This window comes from Rhodopirellula europaea 6C (assembly GCF_000338295.1).
Lineage (GTDB): Bacteria > Planctomycetota > Planctomycetia > Pirellulales > Pirellulaceae > Rhodopirellula > Rhodopirellula europaea.
In genome coordinates this window covers 66,736-89,173 of record NZ_ANMO01000011.1, presented here as the reverse complement: position 1 = coordinate 89,173, position 22,438 = coordinate 66,736, and the positions used below count along the sequence as shown (strand labels likewise).

Annotated in this window: 14 protein-coding genes; all 14 read left to right on the top strand. The window is 55.9% G+C overall.

Going from position 1 to position 22,438, the window contains the following annotated elements; translation table 11 throughout:
* Nucleotides 1–275: 275 nt before the first annotated feature.
* The 14 genes from RE6C_RS32360 to RE6C_RS00845 all read left to right on the top strand — a co-directional run bounded on the left by RE6C_RS32360 (nt 276) and on the right by RE6C_RS00845 (nt 22,390).
* On the top strand, nt 276–449 hold the full coding sequence (locus tag RE6C_RS32360) for a hypothetical protein (protein WP_173401756.1): 174 nt from the start codon (nt 276–278) through the stop codon (nt 447–449).
* Between the two features lie 121 nt (nt 450–570).
* Nucleotides 571–1,725 carry a DUF1559 domain-containing protein gene (locus RE6C_RS00910; protein ID WP_008652960.1) on the top strand — a complete coding sequence of 385 codons (1,155 nt, stop codon included), beginning with the start codon at nt 571–573 and terminating at the stop codon, nt 1,723–1,725.
* A gap of 303 nt (nt 1,726–2,028) precedes the next feature.
* A complete protein-coding gene (locus tag RE6C_RS00905) occupies nt 2,029–4,131 on the top strand; it encodes an esterase/lipase family protein (protein WP_039960879.1) in 2,103 nt (700 codons plus the stop codon).
* Between the two features lie 278 nt (nt 4,132–4,409).
* Nucleotides 4,410–5,843, top strand: coding sequence for a UDP-glucose 6-dehydrogenase (locus RE6C_RS00895; RefSeq protein WP_008652958.1), 1,434 nt, complete (start codon nt 4,410–4,412; stop codon nt 5,841–5,843).
* Nucleotides 5,844–6,201: 358 nt separating this feature from the next.
* Nucleotides 6,202–6,933: an FHA domain-containing protein gene (locus tag RE6C_RS00890; RefSeq protein ID WP_008652956.1), complete on the top strand. Its 732-nt coding sequence runs from the start codon at nt 6,202–6,204 to the stop codon at nt 6,931–6,933.
* A 3-nt stretch (nt 6,934–6,936) separates the two neighbouring features.
* On the top strand, nt 6,937–7,509 hold the full coding sequence (locus RE6C_RS00885) for an RNA polymerase sigma factor (RefSeq protein WP_008652955.1): 573 nt from the start codon (nt 6,937–6,939) through the stop codon (nt 7,507–7,509).
* Nucleotides 7,506–8,168: an anti-sigma factor gene (locus RE6C_RS00880; RefSeq protein ID WP_008652953.1), complete on the top strand. Its 663-nt coding sequence runs from the start codon at nt 7,506–7,508 to the stop codon at nt 8,166–8,168. Before RE6C_RS00885 ends, RE6C_RS00880 begins: the two co-directional genes overlap by 4 nt.
* Nucleotides 8,169–8,189: 21 nt before the next feature.
* Complete coding sequence (locus RE6C_RS00875; protein ID WP_008652952.1) at nt 8,190–10,754, top strand: peptidase; 2,565 nt, start codon at nt 8,190–8,192, stop codon at nt 10,752–10,754.
* A gap of 260 nt (nt 10,755–11,014) precedes the next feature.
* Nucleotides 11,015–12,109 (top strand): AAA family ATPase, encoded by a 1,095-nt coding sequence (locus RE6C_RS00870; RefSeq protein WP_008652951.1) that lies wholly within the window; start codon nt 11,015–11,017, stop codon nt 12,107–12,109.
* On the top strand, nt 12,099–12,980 hold the full coding sequence (locus RE6C_RS00865) for a DUF58 domain-containing protein (protein WP_008652949.1): 882 nt from the start codon (nt 12,099–12,101) through the stop codon (nt 12,978–12,980). Before RE6C_RS00870 ends, RE6C_RS00865 begins: the two co-directional genes overlap by 11 nt.
* Nucleotides 12,981–13,114: 134 nt before the next feature.
* Nucleotides 13,115–15,703 carry a BatA domain-containing protein gene (locus tag RE6C_RS00860; protein ID WP_008652948.1) on the top strand — a complete coding sequence of 863 codons (2,589 nt, stop codon included), beginning with the start codon at nt 13,115–13,117 and terminating at the stop codon, nt 15,701–15,703.
* Complete coding sequence (locus RE6C_RS00855; protein WP_008652946.1) at nt 15,700–18,555, top strand: membrane protein; 2,856 nt, start codon at nt 15,700–15,702, stop codon at nt 18,553–18,555. The genes RE6C_RS00860 and RE6C_RS00855 overlap by 4 nt, the downstream gene beginning before the upstream one ends.
* A gap of 425 nt (nt 18,556–18,980) precedes the next feature.
* On the top strand, nt 18,981–19,985 hold the full coding sequence (locus RE6C_RS00850; protein ID WP_008652943.1) for an NAD-dependent epimerase/dehydratase family protein: 1,005 nt from the start codon (nt 18,981–18,983) through the stop codon (nt 19,983–19,985).
* The gene (locus RE6C_RS00845) at nt 19,982–22,390 is read left to right on the top strand and encodes a serine/threonine-protein kinase (protein WP_008652940.1); all 2,409 of its coding nucleotides are present in this window, start codon (nt 19,982–19,984) and stop codon (nt 22,388–22,390) included. The genes RE6C_RS00850 and RE6C_RS00845 overlap by 4 nt, the downstream gene beginning before the upstream one ends.
* The last annotated feature ends 48 nt before the right edge of the window (nt 22,391–22,438 follow it).

Sequence of the window (22,438 nt, the reverse complement as noted above, 5' to 3'; positions counted from 1 at the left end):
TTTGCCGAGGCGGGGTGTGGCGATTCTTCCCTGCGGGTGCACGCATGTTCATTTGTCGCAATCTATTGCTAAATGCGAGTGTTTTGCGTCGGGCCGTAGAAATATTCTGGCGTGAAAAATGGAATGAATATTGTCAAAAGCCGATTCGGTATCAAATTACTGGCTTTTCTTGTTGTCGGCCTCGCGCCCGTAGATTTAGTTTGGCGGGGCATGCTCGCGCATTGTCGGGCATGCAATTCGCAATTTTCTTGCTTTTGATTTGAGGAGTGTTTTTGATGTTGAATAAATTTGTTGCCGTTGGTGCTTTGATATTTTGTCTCGGCGGATTTGTCGGATGTGGACCCAACAACGACGTGACCGTCTCGGAAGTTGACGACAGCGTTGTTCACACCGAAGAGCAAATGGCGGAAATGGAAGCCTCCAATGCCGCTGACATGATGAGCAAGTAGTTCGTCGCGATTGGCCGAAGACCGGCCTTTCCAATCATTTGTCTCCAGTTTTGGAGCATTTCTTTCGAGCACTCGCGTTGAGTGCTCCTGTCGTTCCCTTCTTTTTAAAAGGGCGTTTTCAATGAAACGCAATTCCTCTCAGGGCTTCACGCTCGTCGAACTATTGGTCGTGATCGCGATCATCGGCGTGCTGGTGGGGCTGTTGTTGCCCGCCGTCCAGGCAGCACGCGAAGCCGCACGGCGTATGCAGTGCAGCAATAATTTCAAGCAAATTGGCTTGGGTCTTCACAACTATCATTCGGCTTACAATCGCCTGCCGACACAAAGTGGTGGGACGTACGAGAACCCAGGCAACCGTCACCTTTTGAGCTTTCTGGTTGGTCTCACCCCATTCATTGAACAGCAAGGTTTGTGGGAACAAATTGCCAATCCTCGTGCGACCAATCACAACGGTTCGACCCGCGGGACTCCGTTTCCACCGATGGGGCCGGTGCCTTGGGATCGAAACTACACGCCCTGGTTGACTCAAGTGGGCACGTTCCGCTGCCCGAGTGATCCCAATGTTCCTCCAGGAAACTTCGAAGCGTTCACGAACTATGCGGCGTGTATCGGCGACGGTATTGCCAGCAACAATCACTCTTGCGTGAACCAAGATGGATCCGAAGCGGGATGGTGTACGCCACGACGTGGCGGGATGGATCGAGGGTTCTTTGTCACGCGGCGTGAGACTCGTTTCAGAGATATCCTGGATGGTTTGAGCAACACGATCGCGTGCGGTGAGATTGTCACGGACAACAACACCCTTGAGATCAACACGGTTGTGATCAACCGCGGCAGCAATGCAGCATTCTTCAGCGACCCGGCTGTTTGTGAGGACACAATTGATCCGGCTCGACCTCAATTTCACGTCGCAGGAACCAATGCCAATAACTGGGGTGCCTCACAGCGGCATGGGATGCGTTGGGCCGACGGACGTCCGGTCATGTCGAGCGTGACAACGATCATGCCTCCCAATGGCGTCAGTTGTTCTTGGTCTGGTGACGGTTCGGACTGCATGGTGGCTATGGGCAGCCGGCACCAAGGTGGAGCTCACGTGTTGATGGGTGACGGAGCGGTTCGCTTCATCACCGACTCGATCGATGCTGGCAACAAGAACGCGAACGCACCGAACTGGCCCGTTGGATCGTCGACAACACTACCGGGGATGCAAAGTCCGTACGGTTTGTGGGGCGCTCTCGGTACCAAGGCCATGAAGGAAACGGCCGGACTCGAATAGTCGTCGCTTGAATTCTGATAACCGCACGCAAAACGCTCGTGGCGATTCAATTTCGCTACGGGCGTTTTCTTTTGCGCTCGTGGATAGACCGCACTGCCAAGTTGCCTTGAATTGAGCTGATCGGACCATCGGTATTTGCAGAGCCCGCAAGCGGCCCAGCTTGCCATGTTCGCGTTGACACGGTTCGACGGGGTTTCCTAGTGTCCGCCCATGGTCTGTTCCAATCGTTCGTCTGCACGACCGATTCTTCGTTCTCAATCGCCTCCTTGGGCGAGCGTTCGTTGCTGCGCCATTTGGATCGTTTTGCTGTGTTGCACCTCGTCCGGTTGTATCACCTCTCGGTATCTCGAAAACCGATCGATTCGCGAAAACGCGCTGACCAATTCGCTGCATTTGTTGCGGTGGCGCGGTCCTGAGATCAGCGAGCGCACGCAGAACACGCTGAGTCGCTACGGGTTGATTGAAACCTACCAAGACGACAGTCAGATCTGTCTTCACCGTCTGCAAACACTCAATGCCCAAAACCCGGATACTGAGCTCGCCTACGCTCTGTCAGAGTTGTCCTACGTCGAAGGAAAAATTGCGGACCGAGACGGTCGGTCCAGCGATGCAATGAATCACTACGGCGTGGCTCTGACAACGAGCTACCGCTATCTATTCGGTGATCAACTCGGCGAAGTCCGCAACCAATACGATCCCCAGTTTCGAGCCGTCTGTGACTTGTACAACGAGTCGCTGGAGGATTTGCTGCGTCTGTTGTGCGCCGAAAACCGTTTGCGGCCGGGTCAGACATACACGATTCAAACCGCGAATCAGAAGTTCGTGATTCGGGCGGAGATGCGTGGTGCTTGGAAAGAAGACGAATTCGATCACTACGAATTTGTGAGCGACTACGACATCAAAACTCTGAACAATCGTCACACAACTTACGGGCTCGGCGTGCCGTTGATCGCGGTTCGCAAGCCACGTGGCGAAGGGCATCCTGAGGAGGAGTACTATCCGGAAGGCTTGAGCTATGCGGTGACGGCGTTGCTGCGATGTTCAACCGAGCCTTCACGTGGCGGTCGTGGAACGGGAATCCACAGCGGAATGGCGCGATCGGGCAACTCGCATTCGATCCAACAAGTTTCCCACACCAACGAGTTTGGGGCGGCGGACGAGACCGCTGTTTGCGTGCTGGAGTTCTTTGATCCGTTGCGAGCCAATCAGATTCAATTGGCCAACGACTGGGTGCCGTTGGAAACCGACCTGACAACTCCGCTCGCATACTTTTTGGACAGCGACGAATATCGCAAGCGTGATCGAGCAACAGAAGGCTTGCTCGATCCCGACGACGCGCAGCAAAAGCGTGGGCTGTACATGCTGGAGCCTTACGACCCCAACCGGATTCCGGTGTTGATGGTGCATGGCCTATGGTCAAGTCCGCTGACCTGGATGGACATGTTCAACGACTTGCGTAGCTTTCCCGAGATTCGGGAACGTTACCAATTCTGGTTTTATCTGTATCCATCCGGGCAACCGTTTTGGATCAGCGCGACTCAATTGCGAAGTGACCTCTTTGCGATGCGGCAGACATTCGATCCCGCCGGGCAAGATCGGGCTGTGGATCACACCGTTCTGGTCGGGCACAGCATGGGCGGATTGGTCAGTCGGATGCAGACCATCGACAGCGGCGATGATTTTTGGAACTTGGTCAGCGACAAGCCCAAAGAGAAACTTCGTGGTCCGCCGCAAGATATCAACAAACTCGTCAGTGCACTTGAGTTCCGCCCGAACCGATCCGTCGGTCGTGTGATTACGATCGGCACGCCGCATCGTGGCAGCAACCTCGCCAACACAACCACGCGATGGTTGGCTGGCAAGGTAATCAAGCTTCCTCGAATGGCCGTCTCCACCAGCACACGTTTGACTCGCGCGAACCCAGGGTTCTTCCGTGACACGCGTTTGTTGACCGAAGCCAATGCGGTGGATTCGCTTGCGCCTGACTCACCGATTTTTCCCGTGATGTTGCGAGCCAAGCGATCTGCGAATGTGAAGTACCACAACATCGTCGGTGTCTTAGAAGACCCGCCTATTTTGGCTGGGCGGCATCATCGTGGTGACGGTGTGGTCGAATACAACAGTGCGACGATGGAGGACACAGAAAGCGAATTGATTGTTGACGCGACACACACAAAACTGCACATGACCGGAAAGGCAATCTTTGAAGTTCGACGGATCTTGCTGGAACATCTGGAGGAAGTCGACTCGGAAGATCGATTGGCCTGGGCACCGCATTCCGCGACGCCTTTGATGAGCGACGGAGCTTCCGGGATGATCACCGATGTGGCTCCGAATCTGCCTGGGGGACGTCCATCGGTGTACCAATTGATGAGCAGCCCGCCGGGTGCGACGAGCCGGCGGTAACGTCGTGTTTCGGATGCAAATGCTGGTTGAGCGGATGGCTCAGCAGGTGTTCTCGCTAGTTTTTGAGGCGTTATCCACGTCCCGGACGGTGCTGCAATTCGCCATCCTTCGTGCCAGGAGGGAAGTCCTGCGACCAGCACAAACCACACAGGCCGAATTTCTGGTCGTGCAAACAATCCGCGGGCTGAGGTTTCCAGAGGACGAAAATGCTCGGCCGGATTAAAGTGCCGGTCCTGCTAATCGTTTCTCTGTCTCCTGCTCTTCGTTGATTTGCCTCTATGACTGCTACCGCATCGGAGCGTCCCGCGATCGGACCTGTCAAAAAAATCTGCTGCATCGGTGCCGGCTACGTCGGTGGTCCGACCATGGCAATGATCGCTCACCAGTGCCATGACATCGAAGTCAAAGTGGTGGACATCAACGCGGAACGGATCGCACAATGGAACAGTGACGAGCTGCCGATTTACGAACCGGGCCTGGATGACATTGTCAAAGGCCGGCGTGGCCAGAATTTGATCTTCACGACCGAGGTCGACGAAGCGATTCGTGAAGCCGACATGATCTTCATTTCGGTAAACACGCCGACCAAGACGTTCGGCGTCGGTGCCGGGCGAGCAGCCAACTTGGAGTTCATCGAGAAGTGTGCTCGCAAGATTGCGGAGGTCTCGGTTGGGCACAAGATTGTCGTTGAAAAGTCGACGCTGCCCGTCCGAACGGCCGAAGCGGTCAAGGCAATTCTGGCTGAAGCAACCAGTGGTGCGACATTTGACGTGCTCTCGAATCCAGAGTTCTTGGCCGAGGGAACTGCAATCGACGATTTGTTGGCACCCGATCGAGTTTTGATCGGTGGCGAGAGCGAAGCTGCCATCCAGGCACTCGTGGACGTCTACGCTCAATGGGTTCCGGCCGAGCGTCTGCTGACGACGAACTTGTGGAGCAGCGAGCTTTCGAAGTTGACCGCGAATGCGTTTTTGGCTCAGCGGGTTTCGTCCATCAATTCGATCTCCGCATTGTGCGAAGCCACCGAAGCGGACGTCGATGAAGTGGCGATGGCGATCGGAATGGACTCGCGGATTGGGCCGAAGTTTTTGAAGTCATCGGTCGGGTTCGGAGGATCTTGCTTTCAGAAGGATATTCTGAACCTCGTTTATCTCTGCGAATACTTTGGGTTGCCCGAAGTCGCCGACTATTGGCAGCAAGTCGTCACGATGAACGACTACCAGAAGCGACGCTTCGTACACCGAATGGTCCGAACAATGTTCAATACGGTGTCAGACAAGAAGATCGCGATCTGGGGGTTTGCATTCAAAAAGGACACCAACGACACCCGCGAATCCGCCGCGATTTATGTTTGTCGGGACCTGCTGCTCGAAAAGGCTCGTTTGTCGATTTACGACCCGCAGGTCACCAAGGCTCAAATCGTCGCCAATCTCGAGGCGGTCTTTCAGAATGGTGATCAAGAGCTCAGTGCTGTGTCGCGGCAATTGATCGAGAACAACGTCGAAGTGGTTTCGGATGCTGAAACGGCGGCCGATTCGGCTCACGCGATTGCCGTTTTGACGGAATGGGACGAATTCGCGAATGCAGATTTTGCGAAGATTCTGCAGCGAATGAAGAAGCCAGCCTTCGTGTTTGACGGACGCAATACGCTGAAAGGCCTGAATCTCGAAGACATCGGGTTTGACTACCAAGGCATCGGATTCAGTCGCTGATCCTAGGCTGTGCTCCCGAACCTACCCTTCGTCCCCATCTGAACCTTCGCCGGCGGGGGTGTGCTTGCCAGTGTGTGATGTTATTTTTGAGGGGGTGGCGCTATGCTCCAGAGGGGTAGTGGTGGGTAATCTCACGATATCGCCAGTGAAAGGTCGATTAATACTCTCCCGCTATTCGGCCAATTACAATAAGATCGGCGGCGAACATGGCTGCAAGGTTGCTTGCAATTCGCTTTTCATGAAGCAGAAAGGCCGGTGTTGGCCCTTCTTTTGCAATAGCACGCACCAGGTTCGACCATCTAAGTTACGCACGACCGACGTTGAATCGTGCGTTTGGTTTTCGCAACGAAGGGTACCGATGCAAGTTAGACTGCGAGTCCAATCGGGCAGCCATGAAGGCAAAGAGATCGAGGTCTCGGACAAGAGATTCTTGATTGGACGTAGCGAATCCTGCCAGCTTCGCCCAAAGAGCGAGTCGGTCAGCCGCCGGCATTGCATTCTGGCGATCAAAGATGGGCGAGTTTTGGTTCAGGACCTGAAGAGTCGCAACGGCACCTTCGTCAATGACAAGCGTTTGCCTGCTGATAAAGCCAAAGTCCTTAAGGACGGCGATCTTCTGCGAGTTGGTAAGCTGATGTTTTCGCTTGTGATCGAGCACGGGTTGCAGGCATCGAAAAAACCCGAAGTCAAAGACGTCGCCGACGCCGCGGCACGAACCAAGAAGAGTGCCGGCGAAGACAGTCGTTTCGAAGAAGTCGATGTGGATTCCTGGTTGGATGAAGCCGACGCGATCGATCGTGTTCGTAAGCAGACTGATCCGGACACGCGACAGTTTCGTTTGGACCAAAAGGAAGGCGAGAACAGCGACGATCTTTCGGTCGATGGCACCGTCATGATCGAAGACGTTCCCGCCAAGAAGCAAAACAACGACACAAAAATGTCGTCCGATGATGACACCAGCACCGGATCGCGGGTCATTCCGCCGAAGAGCAAACCGGGGAAACTTCCCGAGGGTGCGAAGAAGGCGTTGAAAGAAAATTCTCGAGATGCGGCGGATGATGCACTGAAGCGTTTCTTCAGCGGCCGCTAGGTAATGAAGACCATTTCGCTCGCGATGCTGTCCAATGAAGCTTTGGCGGACGCCTATCTAGGGCGTGACGCTCGCATGGACTCCGCGTTCACGGAACTGTTTCGTCGACATCGCGATTTGGTTTATCGAGTTTGTGTTCGCTGGTTGGGACACCATCAAGACGCGGAAGACCTGACCCAAGAAACTTTCCGCCGGGTCGCAGCTTCCATTCAATCTTGGGACCGTTCACGTCCAATCGAGCCTTGGCTGACAACCATCGCTGGCAATCGCTGCCGATCTTTTTTGGCCAAGCAGCGTTCCAAGCCCAGGCTGGCTGGGATCGAGGAAACCGACGCGATTGTCGCTGACGTTGATTCACCAGCGAGTGGAGTGCAGGTTGATCAAACGCTGCGAGAAGCGATGGCTTCATTGCCGGCTTCCTCACGTCGGGCGTTTGAATTGGTTCATTTTGACGGGATGTCGTACGAGCAAGCATCGACATTGATGGGGCATCCAGCGGGCACGATCAAGACATGGGTCCACCGAGCGCGACTGCAAGTGATCCGTCGGGTTCGAGAAACCGGAGGTGCGGCATGAGCCACGAATCATCTGTCACTGCTGCGAAAAAGATTGCTGCTTGTGATGCGTTCGAAGCTCGTATGAACGAGTGGATCGATACGGGAGCTGAGTTGCCGATTGATGACGATCGGCATTTGGTTGATTGCCATCACTGCCAACAGACACTGGCGATCTGGCGTCAGCTGGAAGCCGGAATGCGAACTCCCGCCGGTGTCGACAAGGCATCGCGAGCGAAGGCATCGATCGTTCGAATCGCCGCGAGTTTTTCTGTTGCGGTCGCAGCTTGTGTGATTGCGATGATCTTTTTGCGGGTTCCGACGGACGAATTGTCCGTTGCAGACGTGAATTCTCCGGTGAAGCTGTCTGGCGGTGAGGTACAATTAGAAGAGGTTGTTTCCTCGCCAAAGCAGGTTGGTGCGACGGGCGAATCCGCGAAGCAAACGGTTCCGATCTCAAGCGATTCCATTCGCGTACCCATGATGGCCGAATCGAGCAAACCGGTTCCGGGCGTTTCGGATGGTTTGGTGAATGAAGGCGACGACGCTGACCAGACCACCGGCCAGAATATGTTGCTGGCACAGTTCATCGCTCAGTCTCGTCCAACGGTCGCACAACTGAGTGTCGGGGTGGCGCCGCTCGGCCGGACGCTGCAACGCACGGCATATCTTTTCTACTGATTGCTTCTACATCGAGTCCCCATGAGATTCACCTTTCGCAACTCGGCTGGCAAGCGAATGTCCAATCGGGCGAGAAAAGTGACGACGGCGATCTTGGTCGTTGTTCTGGCGACATTGAATATCGGCCAGGCCAGCCTCGCTCGCGCCGAGCAATTGATTTCACTGCGCAACGGAATGGTGCTGCGAGGCATCTATCTAGAAGTTGCCAGCATGAATCAAAATGCGTTCTCAGCTGGCAACGAAGGCGGCATTCAGAACCGACCGATTTGGGTGGTCGATGATGGTCTGCGGCGAACCTATGTGCATCGTCGAGGGATGGTCGCTGCGGAGCCTCGTGATGTTCCCGATTTGCACGAGCGGATCGAATTCTTTCAACCGGTGCCCGATGGTGGCGAACAGGTTGCCTCCATTGGGCAAACGCTTGGCGTGACACCGTTCAATCAGTTCGGTCGTCGGCGATTGACTGTTCGAGGTCCAACGGGTTCGCCGTTTCCTATTCTGCAAGGGATCACCGAGCTGACCGCGAAATATGCGAAGGTCGAGGCTCTCAAAACTGACGACTCGATCAATCTGGATATGCGGATCGCGACGTCCAGTATCAGTAGCGATCAGCTGCGGGATATCTTTCGTCGCAACACGGATCCGAAAGATGTTGACGCTCGTTTGAACGTTGTCCGGTTCTTTGCCGAATCGGAACGCTACGCCGACGCACGTCGTGAATTGGTTCGTGTGCTCGATGAGTTTCCGGAAAGTGCGGATCTCAGGCCGATCGTGGGACAGTATGTCGAGAACGAAGCGAGTCAATTGCTCGAGCAAGCTGAGTTGCGGCGAGAGTCGGGCCAGCCCAAATTGGCACGAGCGATCTTGGATCAATTTCCGACCCAAGTCGTCAGCCGAGTCACGCAGGTCAAAGTTGCCGACATGATCGGCTCGATGGACGAGACACAAAAGCAGATTGATACCGTTCACCAACGACTGACGGAGTTGGTTGGCGAACTTCAGGAGCCCGTGCAAAACTCGTTGGGCGGGGTGGTCGCTGAGATCAAATCGGAGCTTACTCCTGCAACGCTTCCGCGAATGAGTGACTTCATTCGGATGGGCGGCAACTCAACCATGGATTCCGAAACACGCGTGTCACTCGCGATCGCCGGTTGGTTGCTCGGCAACGGTTCGGGGGAAACCAACCTGAAGATCGTGTTGTCGTTGATTGACGTGCGAGTTTTGGTTCGCGAATACTTGGCTGAGCAGGATCCTGGCAAGCGACAAGAAATCCTCGAACGTTTGTCTTCATTGGAAGGTGCTCGAGCGGACTACATCGCGAAGATGTTGCCTTTGATGAAGCCACCTTTGATCGAGGCGATTGAAGTGGACGAGTCGATTGTGGAGGATCCGTCGGTGGCGGGAATGCTGCATGTGGGATTGGACCAAGCCGGTTTCCATGCTGCTCAAGCGGAGGAGCCTCGTTCGCTTCCGCCGGTATCTTATGTGGTGCAATTGCCGCCGGAGTACGACCCGAACCGAACCTATCCGTGCGTTGTGGCAATGCACGCGGCGGGTGCGATCGCGGAGACACAGCTCAATTGGTGGTCGGGCGTCCCGCAAAAATCCTTCTTGCAGCAGAGCTCTAGCGAGCCGTCCTCGACCAGCGAATCGCAGCCAGAGGAAGGCTCAGGCGATGACGCCGCCGATGTGGCAGCCCAAGTGGTTTCTCCGACAATGCGGCTGGGCCATTCGATCCGGCATGGTTTCATCGTGGTCGCACCACGTTGGACTCGCGGTGGTCAGAACGATTACGAATACACCATGCGAGAGCATGACGCGGTGCTGAGTTCGTTGCGTCACGCGATGCGGCATTTTGCGATCGACGCTGATCGTGTTTTCATCGCCGGTCACGGATCTGGAGGAACAGCGGCGTGGGATATTTCGGTTTCGCACCCTGATATTTGGGCTGGCATGATCAGCATCAGCAGTCGCCCGGGCAAAACGTTGTTGCACTATAACGAGAACTCAAAGTACATGCCCGTTTACATCGTCAAGGGAGACAAAGACGGTGTGCCACTGCGTGACTTCGGTGCCATCTACGATCGCTATGTCACCTACGATCACGACACCATGATCGTGTTGTATCGTGGGCGCGGTTTGGATTTCTTTTACGAAGAAGCGGACCGAATTTTTGAATGGATGAAGACGCCGGGGCATCGACGTGCCGCGCCGCCGGAAGATTTGGAAGTGGTCTCGATGCGAGATGGCGATCGGTTCTTTTGGTGGATGGAGTGGGATGAGATGCTTCCTGGATTGTCTGTCAATCCATTTCTGTGGGATGAGGTGGAGCGATTGAAAGCGGCCCCGGTGAAGGCTCGTGTGATGGCCAACAACGAAGTCATCATCACCCAAGCTCCCGCGAATGCTTTCAAAATATGGTTGTATCCGCAGATGCCGTTGGATTTTAAAGAGCCCATCTCGGTCCGCTACCGTTCTCGACGCAAGGATTTCACGTTTGATCAATCCGTTGGCGTGATGTTGGAAGACGTCCGAGTTCGAGCGGATCGAGAACGCCCCTTTTGGGGAGTCGTTCAGATTCCCTGAGGCCACGTTTCTCAAGGTGTCCGGTGCGAACGAGCGAAGCAGCAGCACAATGGCGGGCCGTCCGCCAAAGCTTCGCTCATGGGGGGAGTCGCTGGGCCATCCGCCCGTATCGTGTTGTCCAAACCAGACGCCTGGACGTGATCGAGTCTCGTAACAACTGATCCAGGCACGATTGACCGGTCTACTCTGGCACTGTCCGGTGGGCTACCTTGGTAGGACATACTGGTACGATTGGCCGCATGATCGTCGCCGCGTGATCTTTGGACAAAGAGAACTTGACTGAGACATCCTGGATGAATGCACCTGAATCGAATTCTGCTGCCATTGGCGAAGCGGACCTCAACCTGCTTCATGACGCTCGCCGGCGAGTGATGGAAGAGTTGGGCAAGATCATTGTCGGCCAAGAAGAAGTCATCGACGAGATCCTGATTTGTCTGTTCAGCCGCGGTCACGTGTTGTTGGAAGGCGTGCCAGGTTTGGCCAAGACGCTGATGATCAGCACGCTGGCCAAGACGCTTGATCTTTCTTTCAGTCGAATCCAATTCACACCTGACTTGATGCCTGCCGACGTGACCGGCACCGAGATCATGGAAGAGGATCGTGCAACGGGGCATCGCGAATTGCGATTCATGCCTGGGCCGTTGTTTGCCAATGTGGTGTTGGCCGATGAAATCAACCGGACGCCGCCAAAGACGCAGGCGTCACTGCTCGAAGCGATGCAGGAACGACAAGTCACGGCGGGCCGCGAACGCCACCAACTCGATGACCCGTTCTTTGTGTTGGCAACGCAGAACCCGATTGAGCAAGAAGGCACGTACCCGCTGCCCGAAGCTCAGCAAGACCGGTTCATGTTCAAGATCTACGTCGACTACCCATCGTTCGACGAAGAGTTCGAGGTTGCGCGGCGGACCACCGGAAGTGCAACCGCGGAAGCGGAACCCGTTCTTCGCGGCGAAGAGATTCTTCGATTGCAGCAACTGGTTCGCCAAGTTCCCGTCAGCGATCACATCGTGCGATACGCATTGTCGCTGGTTCGGCAAACCCGCGTTGGCGGCGAAGGTGTGCCGGACTTTGTTGAAGATCTGGTTGGCTGGGGCGCTGGGCCGCGAGCGGTTCAGTTTCTGATCCTCGGCGGCAAGGCTCGTGCGTTGCTGCAAGGACGCCACCATGTGCAAGTCGAAGACATTCAAGCTCTCGCACCGCCCGTTTTGCGTCACCGGATGGTGGTGAACTTTGCCGCCGAAAGCGAAGGCATCACCAGCGACGAAGTGGTCGCCCGAATCATTGATGCCACCCCGACGACCGAGGACGAATTGTCTCGCGATGCCCGATTCCAAAAGATATTTGCGTCCTGAGGTCACCGCTCGCATTCGCCGATTGGAATTGACCGCTCGGCGAGTGGTGGAGGGGTTTCTTTCAGGGATGCACCGAAGTCCCTACTTCGGTCAATCGATCGAATTTCTGCAACACCGCCAGTATGTTGCTGGCGATGAGTTGCGGCACATCGATTGGAAGGTGTACGCGCGTCAGGATCGGCTGCACATCAAACAGTACGAAGAAGAAACCAACTTGCGATTGCAGTTGTTGGTCGACTGCAGCGGCAGCATGTCGTACGGCGAAGGCGACGAGAACAAGTTCGAATACGCCGCGTCTCTCGCGGCATCGCTGGCCTACCTCGCTCTTCGTCAAAAAGATGCTTGTGGGTTGTACACGTTCGACACGCAACTTCGCGACAGTGTTCCGGCCAAGTCGAGCCAGCACCAACTCAATCGCATGCTGACTTGCTTGGCGTCCGCCGATCACGAAGGCGAGACCAAACTCGATCACGTCGCGAAGCAACTTGCATCGGCCATTCCTCGAGCGGGCGTCGTGTGCGTGATCTCAGATTTGCTGGGTGTGGAAGAGTTGCAAGAAGGCTTGCGAGTCTTGCGGGCTCGCGGTCATGACGTGGCGTTGATTCACGTGTTGCACGATGACGAAATGGATTTCGACTTCACCGGAGCAACTCGGTTCGAAGGATTGGAAGTCGAGTCCGCGCTGAATTGCAATCCAGCCGCGCTTCGGGAAGGCTACCTCGAGGCACTCGATGACTTCTTGGAAAAGACACGACGAGCCTGCGGCCGGTTGAAGATCGATTATTTGCAAGTCCGAACAAGCGAACCGCTGGATGCCGTGCTCGCCCGTTTCCTCTCGGCGCGACAGGCTCTTCCAAAACTTCGCAATTGAGCTGCTTTCATCCATGGAAAACAATGCAATCAGTGGCATAGGCATCCAGCCTGTGGAATCGAAAACACAGGTTGCCACCCGATGCCCTACTCTTTTTTTATTCCTCTGAGTCCAACCTTTAAAGCACCAACGTCTTGTTCCTTTATCCCGCCCTATCGATTGGTTTCGCGTTCGTCGCGGTGCCGCTCTTGGTCCACCTGATCAATTTGCTTCGGCATCGCCGAACCAAGTGGGCGGCGATGGAATTTTTGCTCGCGAGTTATCGCAAGCAACGTCGTTGGATCGTTCTGCGGCAACTGTTGCTGTTGCTTTCACGTTTGGCTGTTGCGGCATTGCTGATCGCGTTGCTGGCCGGATTGGTTGGCGGACGCGAATGGATCGGGGCTTTGGGAGGCCAGACGTCTCACCACGTGATCATTCTTGATGACAGTTACTCGATGCAACAAATTGTTTCGCGTCGAGGAACCGAAGAAAGCGGCACGGAAGCCGATGCAGCCGGCGTTGTCGGAAACACCGCTTACGACCGAGCCTTGGCGTCGGTGTCCGGATTGGTCAAACGTCTGGCGGCCGATGGCGACAATCACACGTTGACGGTGATGCGTGCTAGCCGAGCTGCGATGGTATCCTCCGGCGAGAATGCATCGGCGGACGTGGCGGCTGACCTTTCCGCTCAGACGATTTCACCCGATGGAAGGCAAGTCGACCGGTTGATGGCGACGCGAGCCTCTTCGCTGCGAACCGATTTGGTTCCCGCGATTGATTTGGCTTCGGACTTGATCGCCGCCACGACCGCGGACACGCAAACGCTGTATGTCGTTAGTGATTTTTCCCAACGCGATTGGGCGGCACCGCGGCGAATGGCCGAGGCCTTGGAATCCGTCGATCAAGCCGGCGCAAAGATCCGGATGATTGACTGCGTTGAAAATCGAACCGGCAACAACACTCGCAACTTGGCGATCACGGATCTGAGCCCGACGCCGGATGTTTGGGTCGCGGGCGTTCCCGTGGTGGTCAATGTAACGGTCAAGAACTATTCACCACGTGAAGCAACCAACGTGGCGCTGTCTGCCAGCGTTATCACCTACGGTGATCAAGTCAAAACGGCGGACCCGACAGTTACCGTCAGCGGCGAAGTTCAAAATTTGCCAGTGATTCTGATCGACTCGATTCCGGGTGGACAGCAACTGACCAAGTCGTTTCAGATTTTTATCAATCAAGTTGGAACGCATGTTGTCAAAGTCGACTTGCCAACCGATGCGTTGGAGATTGATAACTCACGAGTTTGCACAATTCCGTTGGTCGATGCTCAGCGAGTTTTGCTGATTGACGGTGGTGACTCGGACGAAATTGGTGCCTACCACGTCGCGTCAGTTTTGGATCCCGGTAGCCAAGTTCGGATCGGTGCGATTCCGGAAGTTCAGCCTGTCACGATGTTGCGCGATGTGACAACGGAGCAATTGTCACGTTATCGAGCGGTTTATTTGATCGATGTTCCTGAGCTTTCGAAACGCGCCGTCGATGCACTGACGCAATACGTGAGCGATGGTGGTGGATTGGCGTGGTTCCTTGGCGACGACGTCGATGCGGACAACTACAACAACCTGGTCGGCGGCAAAGCCGGCGGGCTTTTGCCGTTCGATATCGCCCCAGCAGTGAGTCTCGGTGGTGAGTCTGAAGAGTCGCCAAAGTTGGTGCTTGGTAAGAACGCTGATTTGTTGGGCCCGATCGCTTCGGCCGGCAACGGCATCTTTGGATTGGTCAGCATTCGTCGGCAATGGGTGCCCGCGGTTTCGCCCGCCGAAGAACTTCGCGAAGAATTGACTGGCGACGAAGCGGAAGTCGAGCTCGCTCAATCAAACGTTCAAACGTTGTTGGCGCGAGCCGACGAAACCCCTGTTGCAACACTGCATGGGATGGGCCGGGGGCGAGTGGTGACGGTCACGACGGGATTGGATGGCAATTGGAACAACTGGCCGGGCGACCCGACGTTTGTGGTGTTCTTGCTGCAAAGCAACGCGATGTTGTTCAGCGGCTCGGCTCCACCGACCAGTCGAATGGTTGGTTCGGTAGCTGAGATTGATGTGCCGAGTGAAAACTATCTGCCGACTGTGGTCTTGCTGCCACCTGCGAACGAACCGCCACGGTTGGAAATCGAGTTGGAAGCCGAATCCAGCGAATCGACGATCGCGGTGTCACCTCGCGAATTAATCGTCGCGGACCAAGCTGGGTTGGATGAGTTGTTGATGCCCGGCACGATTGAGTGGCTGCGGACCGGGACGGACGGACAAACCAGCGTGATGCCCGTGGCGTCTGTTCTAAACGTCGGCGAGTCGGATCTGGCTCGGGTGACCAGCGCCGAAGTGATTCGAGACTTGCTGCCTTTGGAGGTTGAGTTTCTGTCGCCGGGCGATTGGGGTGCTTCGGGTGTTGGTGGCGGGATGTCAACATTCCTATTGATATTGCTGATGCTGTTGGTCTTGATGTTGGCAATCGAGCAAGCTCTGGCGGCGTGGGCTTCGTATCACGTTCGGCCGACGAGTGATGGAGCCATCGGAAGTCGAAGGAGTCGCGGAAGGCGAACCAGTTCCGCGTCGGAGTTGCCTCGTCCGGCACCGCGGGGACGTTCGCGAAAGCGGACGGTTGGAGCTTCCACTCATGACGAAATTGGATCGGGCGACGCAGCGTCCAGTGCGAATTCATCCACGGCGGGAGCATCGCGATGAACCCTTCAGAACAAGTTGTCTACGAATTCGCAAGAGCGACCAGCCTGGACGGATGGTGGGTTTGGGCCGCCGTGGTTTTGGGTTTGGCCGTCGCTTACTCGGCATGCATTTTTTACTACAAGCGAGATGTTGGTGAACTTCGACGTCCGGTTCGATGGACGCTGATCGGGTTGCGTTTGGTTGCGGTCACGGCACTCGTGTTTTTGTTCTTTGATTTGGTTCGGCGTACCGAGCGGCGGGTGACGCGGCCGAGCGAAGTCATCGTGATGGTCGACACCAGTCAAAGTATGTCGCTGCCGTCCGGTGATTCGATTGAGGCTCCTTCGCGAGTCGAGCGGGCCCGAGAGTTGGTGGCTGATTCGGAGCTGGTGGAATCCTTCGCGAAAGAACATCGGACGAGTGTTTATCTGTTCGATCAGGCGACCGAGCCTCGGTTGGTGCAAACCAAATTCGATCAAGAGGACACATCGGCTAGGGAACAGTCGTTGAACGAAGAAGCCTTTGCCGAACCAATGAGCCCGTTTGTTTTGTTCGGCGGGTTTTGTTTGGTCGTCTTCGCGATTGCGTCTTTGGTTGCTTTCGCACTTGGAGTCTTTGGAGTCGGACAAGCCAAAAAATCGGGCAGACGATTGACCAAGGCAGCCAGTGCCGAGACGCCTGGATCGGCTTCCGCGATCGGTTGGTCTTTGTTGGCCGCCGCGATCACGCTGGTTATCGGCATCGTTTCGATTGGCGGTGTTTATGCCGTGCATACGGACCGTTCACTCGCTCAGCTTTTTGGTTGGGAAGTCGCCACTGAATCAGAGTCGGAAGAGACGGAATCGAATTCAAACGAAGGTGACACTGAAGAAGATGACGAATCGGATTCGCCGACGATGAAGGCGGTTGATTGGGACGAAGTCATCGTTGCAGGTGGTGCTCAGAGCCGGATTGGTGATGCGTTGCGATCGGTTTTGGTCGACCACGATCCGACGACACTGGCGGGCGTGATCGTGATCACTGATGGCCAGAACAATGGTGGTGCGACGCTGTCGTCTGCATTGGCGTTGGCTCGCCGCGGTGAAGTGGCGGTTTATCCGGTTGGTTTGGGTAGCAGCCAGCCACCGACCAACATCCGTGTGGTTGATTTGGAAGTCCCACGCCGCGTTTATCCGGGCGACAAATTTGTGGTTGCTTCCGTGTTGCAGGCGACCGGCACGTCGCCATTGGAAGTGGATGTCGAATTGGTCGATGCCTTGGACACTGGCGATGATGGATCGGCGACCGAAGTAGATGGCAATTCGTCGGAAGCGGCGACCAGTTTGCCGGGCGGCGTGGTTTTGGACACTCAACGAGTGAAGTTGGAACCTGATGCGACGCTCACCGACATTCGGTTTGAAGTCGAGCCGCAGACGGTCGGGCGCCGACGCTTGGCCGTTCGCGTGGTGGCTCCCGTGGAAGATCGCAATGCGACTGACAACATGCAAACGGCTCGCTACGAAGTGGTTGCTCGAAAGCTGCGAGTCTTGGCGATCGCCGGTGGACCGACCCGTGAGTATCGGTTTGTCCGAAACTTGTTTTACCGTGACGAATCGGTGCAGCTTGACGTGTGGCTGCAAACCGGCATGCAGGGAATGAGCCAAGACGCGGACGAGCTGCTGGCTCGGTTCCCAGAAACTGCGGAAGAGTTGTTTGAATACGACGCGGTGGTGATGTTCGATCCTGATTGGTCGGCGATCGATTCCGCGTCGCTTGACTTGATGGATCGCTTCATGACTCAGCAAGCCGGTGGTTTGGTGTTGGTGGCTGGTCCGGTTTTCCATCCGAAGATCTCGGGAGATCGTGCCGATCCGCGATCCAGTCAGATCGCTGCGTTCTTTCCAGTGAATCTGGCGACGAGAGGTCCTTTGCTTGGCGGTGGACGCCAGGGTGGATCGGAAGCATGGCCGTTGAAGTTCACGCCGGAAGCCTCGCAAGCAGAGTTTCTTTGGGTGGGTGATTCACCCGAAGAGAGCTTTGAAGTCTGGCAAGAATTTGGTGGCTTCTACGATTATGTCGGAGTCAAAAGTGCGAAGCCCGGTGCGAAGGTCTACGCATACTTCTCTGACCCGACGACGGAAGTCAGCGGCAGTCTGCCAATCTTCATGGCCAGTCAGTTCTACGGCGCCGGACGAGTCTTCTTTCAAGGCAGTGGCGAAGTGTGGCGATTGCGTGCTGGTGGCGATCGATACTTCGACAGTTATTACACCAAATTGATTCGTTGGGTCAGCGAAGGGCGGCTTTTGCGAGACAGCAACCGAGGTGTGCTGTTGGTCGATTCGGACCGAGCCATGGTGGGACAGAACATTGCGCTGCGGGCTGTCTTGGTCGACGACCAATTTCAACCGCTGACGGAGCCATCGGTGACCGCAAAGTTGTTGGCGCCCGATGGGAAGATTAAAGATCTCAAACTCACCCCCGCGGCCGACTCGCCACGCGGTGGAACTTACACAGGCAACTTTGTTGTCACCAAAAGCGGTGGCTATGAAATTCAACTCGCCGTGGGAGACGCACTCGATGAACAGTTGCTTCGCCAAAGTGCGCAAGTTCGATTGCCCACCAGCGAGCTCGAACGGCCTCGTCGAGCCGACGATGAATTGTCGAACTTGGCTTCGACGACTCGCGGTGAATACGTTCCCGTTGACGAGTCGACTTCGATGAGCGAGGTGAAAGCGACATTGGCCGAAGCAATCGTTCCGCAGTCTCAGGTCACATTGCTGGCCGGCACTCCGGATTCAGCGTTCACGCTGCGGCGGAATGCGGTGCTGATGTGGCTGATCGCATCCGTTCTGACTTTCGAATGGGTGACGCGAAGATTGCATCGTTTGGCATAAGGTTGCTTCGGTCAGTCAGAGTAGAACAGTTGTCCCCAGCTGTTTGCGTGGCGAGGTGAAATCGTCGAGCAGCCTGACGCGATCGCGAGTGAAGTTGGCGAAGGGTATGGCTTGGAGTTGGAGACTGGCCCGGCGGAACAATTGAGGCAATTGTTCTACTCTGGTGGGTCGACGGACTTGGAAGTCCATCGTACGGGGCGTGAGATCTGGGGTGACGGTTCCGCCTGTGTGAGCCGATCGGCGTTGGCCGCGGTTTCTGCTCGCAACGCTTCTGGCTACCGAGCAGCCTGACGCGATCGCGAGTGAAGTTGGCGAAGGGGATGGCTTTGTGTTGGAAACTGGCCTAACGGAACAATTGAGACAATTGTTCTACTCTGAGGCTCCCGTTGGTCACGCGTCGCGAGCGGGGCATCGAAAAGCTATGATTGTCGGGTGAGTTTCTCTTCTCTTTGATCAGCAACATGACGCAGTCGCAACGAAAAATCTTGATCACCGGCGGTGCCGGCAACGTGGGCGGATCGCTGGCGTGTCGTTTGGCCGAGTCGCCTGACAACGAAGTCGTCGTGGTGGACAACCTAGTCACGGGCGATCGATCAAAATTGCCACCCGCGTCGGCCAAGAACGTTCGGTTCATCAAAGCCGACGTGAACCGGATGGATGATTTGTCGCCGATCATGACGGCGACTCGGTTTGATGCGGTGTTTCACTACGCGGCGCTGGTCGGCGTCCAGCGAACGTTGGCAAACCCCGTTGCGGTGTTGGAAGACATCGACGGAATCCGGAACGTGTTGTCGCTTTCGAAGAACACCGGCGTCGGTCGTGTTTTTTATGCCAGCAGCAGCGAGGTGTATGGCGAACCGGTGGAAATGCCTCAGCATGAACAAACCACGCCACTGAATTCGCGATTACCTTATGCAATAATTAAGAACTTGGGCGAGTCTTACTTTCGGTCGTATCACCAAGAGTTTGGATTGCAGTTCAACGTTTTCCGTTTCTTCAATACGTACGGGCCAAAGCAGACCACCGACTTCGTTGTGCCAAAGTTCATCGCCGCGGCGCTGGCGGGAGAAGACATTCCGGTCTATGGCGACGGAATGCAGACGCGAACGTTTTGCTTTGTCGACGATAATCTCGACACGACGACTCGAGTGTTGGACGACCCGAGTTGGGCCTGCGAAACGATCAACATTGGCAGCGACATTGAAATGACAATCAAGTCGCTGGCGGAAACCGTGATTGAAATGACGGGCAGTTCGTCCAAGGTGGTGCATTTGCCACCACTGCCCGAAGGCGACATGACACGACGTTGTCCCGATATCACTAAGATGAAAAAGATTCTGGGCCGCGAACTCACGCCGCTGCGAGACGGTCTAGAAAAGCTGATCGACGCCGCGAAAAATCGTACTTCTTCTCAGGCTACAAACGGGTGAACATGCCGCCACCGTCTCCCGATTCGGAACCGCCTCGTCAGCCCGAAGCTTCGAGGGAGCCGATGACCGAGTCGCAAACGATCGGTGGTCAAGCGGCCGCGCGTCGTTTGTCGTTGGGGGCGACGATGCCGCCCGCGGAAGTTCCCGGTGTTCGGCTGCAACGTTTTCTCGGATCAGGTGCGTTTGGGCAGGTTTGGGTTGGCCGTGATATCAACACCGGTCGCGGCGTGGCGGTGAAGTTCTATTTGCACCGTGGTGGTGTGAACTGGTCTTTGCTGTCTCGCGAAGTCAAGAACTTGGTTCAGTTGTCAGCTGACCGTCACGTGGTGCAAGTGCTCGAGGTTGGCTGGGACGCCGATCCGCCTTACTACGTGATGGAACTGATCGAAGGTGGTTCGCTGGAGGACATGCTGGTCCGCCGTGGACGGTTGCCGGTAGCCGAAGCGGTCGACTTGTTCCGCAAGATCTTGATTGGCTTGAACCATTGTCACGGCAAAGGTGTGCTGCACTGCGACATCAAGCCCGCCAATATTCTTTTGGCCGCGGACAACGAACCACGCTTGGCTGACTTTGGCCAAAGCCGAATGTCGCACGATCAGACGCCCGCGATGGGAACGCTGTTTTACATGGCTCCCGAGCAAGCCGATTTCCAATCGTCGCCTGATGCGCGTTGGGACGTTTACGCGGCGGGAGCGATTTTGTTTCGAATGTTGGCGGGGTCGGCACCGCATCGCGATCAAGCGTTATTGTCGCAATTGGATACGGCGGGATCATTGCCCGGCCGGTTGGCTCGGTATCGCGAGGCGATCGCTTTGGCGCCGCCGGCAGCCGAGCAATTGTCGCGGCGTGACGTTGATCGATCGCTGCGAAAGATCATGCAGCGTTGTTTGGAAGTTGATCCCGAATCTCGCTACAGCAACGTTCAACAGATCTTGGATGATCTGACCGTCCGCGACAAAGCGCGATCGCGACGACCGTTGATGTTGCTGGGAATCGTCGGCCCGTTGTTGCTGTTGTTGGCCACCTGTTTCTTTGGTGCGCGTAGCATTGATTTGGCGACGCGGACGGCAACGCGAGAGTTGCGAACCGAAGCGTTTGGAAGCAACCAATTCGCGGCACGTTTGGCCGCGCAAACTTTGGAAACTGAAATCCAACGCTACTTTGACTTGGTTCACGAGGAGGCTCAGCGGGAAACATTTGAAACGTTGCTGGCCGATTTGATCCAAGGGGAAACGTCCAAGCCGGTGTTGGATCGCATCGCGTCTTCTGCAACGCCGGTCGATGCGCTCGTTCGCGAAGACGCACTCGCGGCTCGGGACATTCTGTTGGAGCATCCGGCGCAGTTGCGGCTGGATGAATACTTGTCCGAGCGGTTGGCGCAGTACCGGCAGCCTTCCGAACCGGGCAAGCCTCGCCAGCGACTGGCGACGATGTTTGTGACCGATGGGGCGGGAACGATCATGACGATCGTTTACGGGAAATCAGTCCCGCGAGCACAAAACAGCGTCGGCCGAAACTTTGCTTACCGGACTTATTTCACCGGACGCAAGGACGACTACCCCTCAACGATTCCGATGGATTCGGTGTCGCCGCTTCGCCACACTCACTTGAGTTCGGCGTTTCAAAGTACGGCGACAAAGATGTGGAAGGTCGCGATCAGCACTCCGCTTTGGTTGGAAGAAAGCGGCGTCATTGTCAGCGGTCGTCGCGAGACACCTGACCGCGATCCTGATGCGGTGTTTGTGGCGACGATCAACCTTGGCGATTTCCAATTGTTGCAGCGTTCGCGTTCTGGAGATGAGTCGGACACGGCCAATCCCAGTCAGGTGGCGGTGTTGGTGGAGGCACGCGAAGGCGATCTTCGTGGAACCGTGTTGCAGCATCCGCTGATGGATCAATTGCGAGAAGAAGGGCAAACGGTTTCGGACAAGAGCTATCAGGTCGATGGTGCGACGATGGACCGTTTGCTCGAAGGCGGCGATGTGGGCTATCGCGACCCAATGGCAGTCGCTTCGGAGGGCAACGGTTTCGGCGGCGAGTGGATCGCAGCGATGGAGCCGGTCACCTTGCCAAGGCCAACCACCGCGGCCGGGGCTGCGGACGTTGCTGAAGATCATGGTGAAGAAGTTGTGTCTGGTGGGCAGTTGCCCATTCCTTCGGTCGAGCAGACCGATTTGCTCGTGTTGGTTCAGTATCGATTGTCGGAAGTGCTTGGGCCGGTGGCGGAGCTTCGTCGTTCGCTGCTGTTCGAAGGAGCGTTTGCAATCGTTTCCATTCTGGCGATGACACTGTTCCTTTGGTGGGTCGTGCGACGGGTGACAACCCAAGATGAACGACGCGCGGCCGAGGAACCTCAGGCTTCATCGCCGCCGCAAGAACGCATCGAGACGATGACGTTGGGATAGCTGCTTGCGTTTGCAATTCCCAGGCTCATTTGAGTCACGGTTTTGGCA

What these genes read in the sequence shown, in the direction of transcription:
- RE6C_RS32360 (WP_173401756.1), top strand. Translation starts at nt 276, where the DNA reads ATGTTGAATAAATTTGTTGCCGTTGGTGCTTTGATATTTTGTCTCGGC.
- RE6C_RS00910 (WP_008652960.1), top strand. Translation starts at nt 571, where the DNA reads ATGAAACGCAATTCCTCTCAGGGCTTCACGCTCGTCGAACTATTGGTC.
- RE6C_RS00895 (WP_008652958.1), top strand. Translation starts at nt 4,410, where the DNA reads ATGACTGCTACCGCATCGGAGCGTCCCGCGATCGGACCTGTCAAAAAA.
- RE6C_RS00890 (WP_008652956.1), top strand. Translation starts at nt 6,202, where the DNA reads ATGCAAGTTAGACTGCGAGTCCAATCGGGCAGCCATGAAGGCAAAGAG.
- RE6C_RS00885 (WP_008652955.1), top strand. Translation starts at nt 6,937, where the DNA reads ATGAAGACCATTTCGCTCGCGATGCTGTCCAATGAAGCTTTGGCGGAC.
- RE6C_RS00880 (WP_008652953.1), top strand. Translation starts at nt 7,506, where the DNA reads ATGAGCCACGAATCATCTGTCACTGCTGCGAAAAAGATTGCTGCTTGT.
- RE6C_RS00875 (WP_008652952.1), top strand. Translation starts at nt 8,190, where the DNA reads ATGAGATTCACCTTTCGCAACTCGGCTGGCAAGCGAATGTCCAATCGG.
- RE6C_RS00855 (WP_008652946.1), top strand. Translation starts at nt 15,700, where the DNA reads ATGAACCCTTCAGAACAAGTTGTCTACGAATTCGCAAGAGCGACCAGC.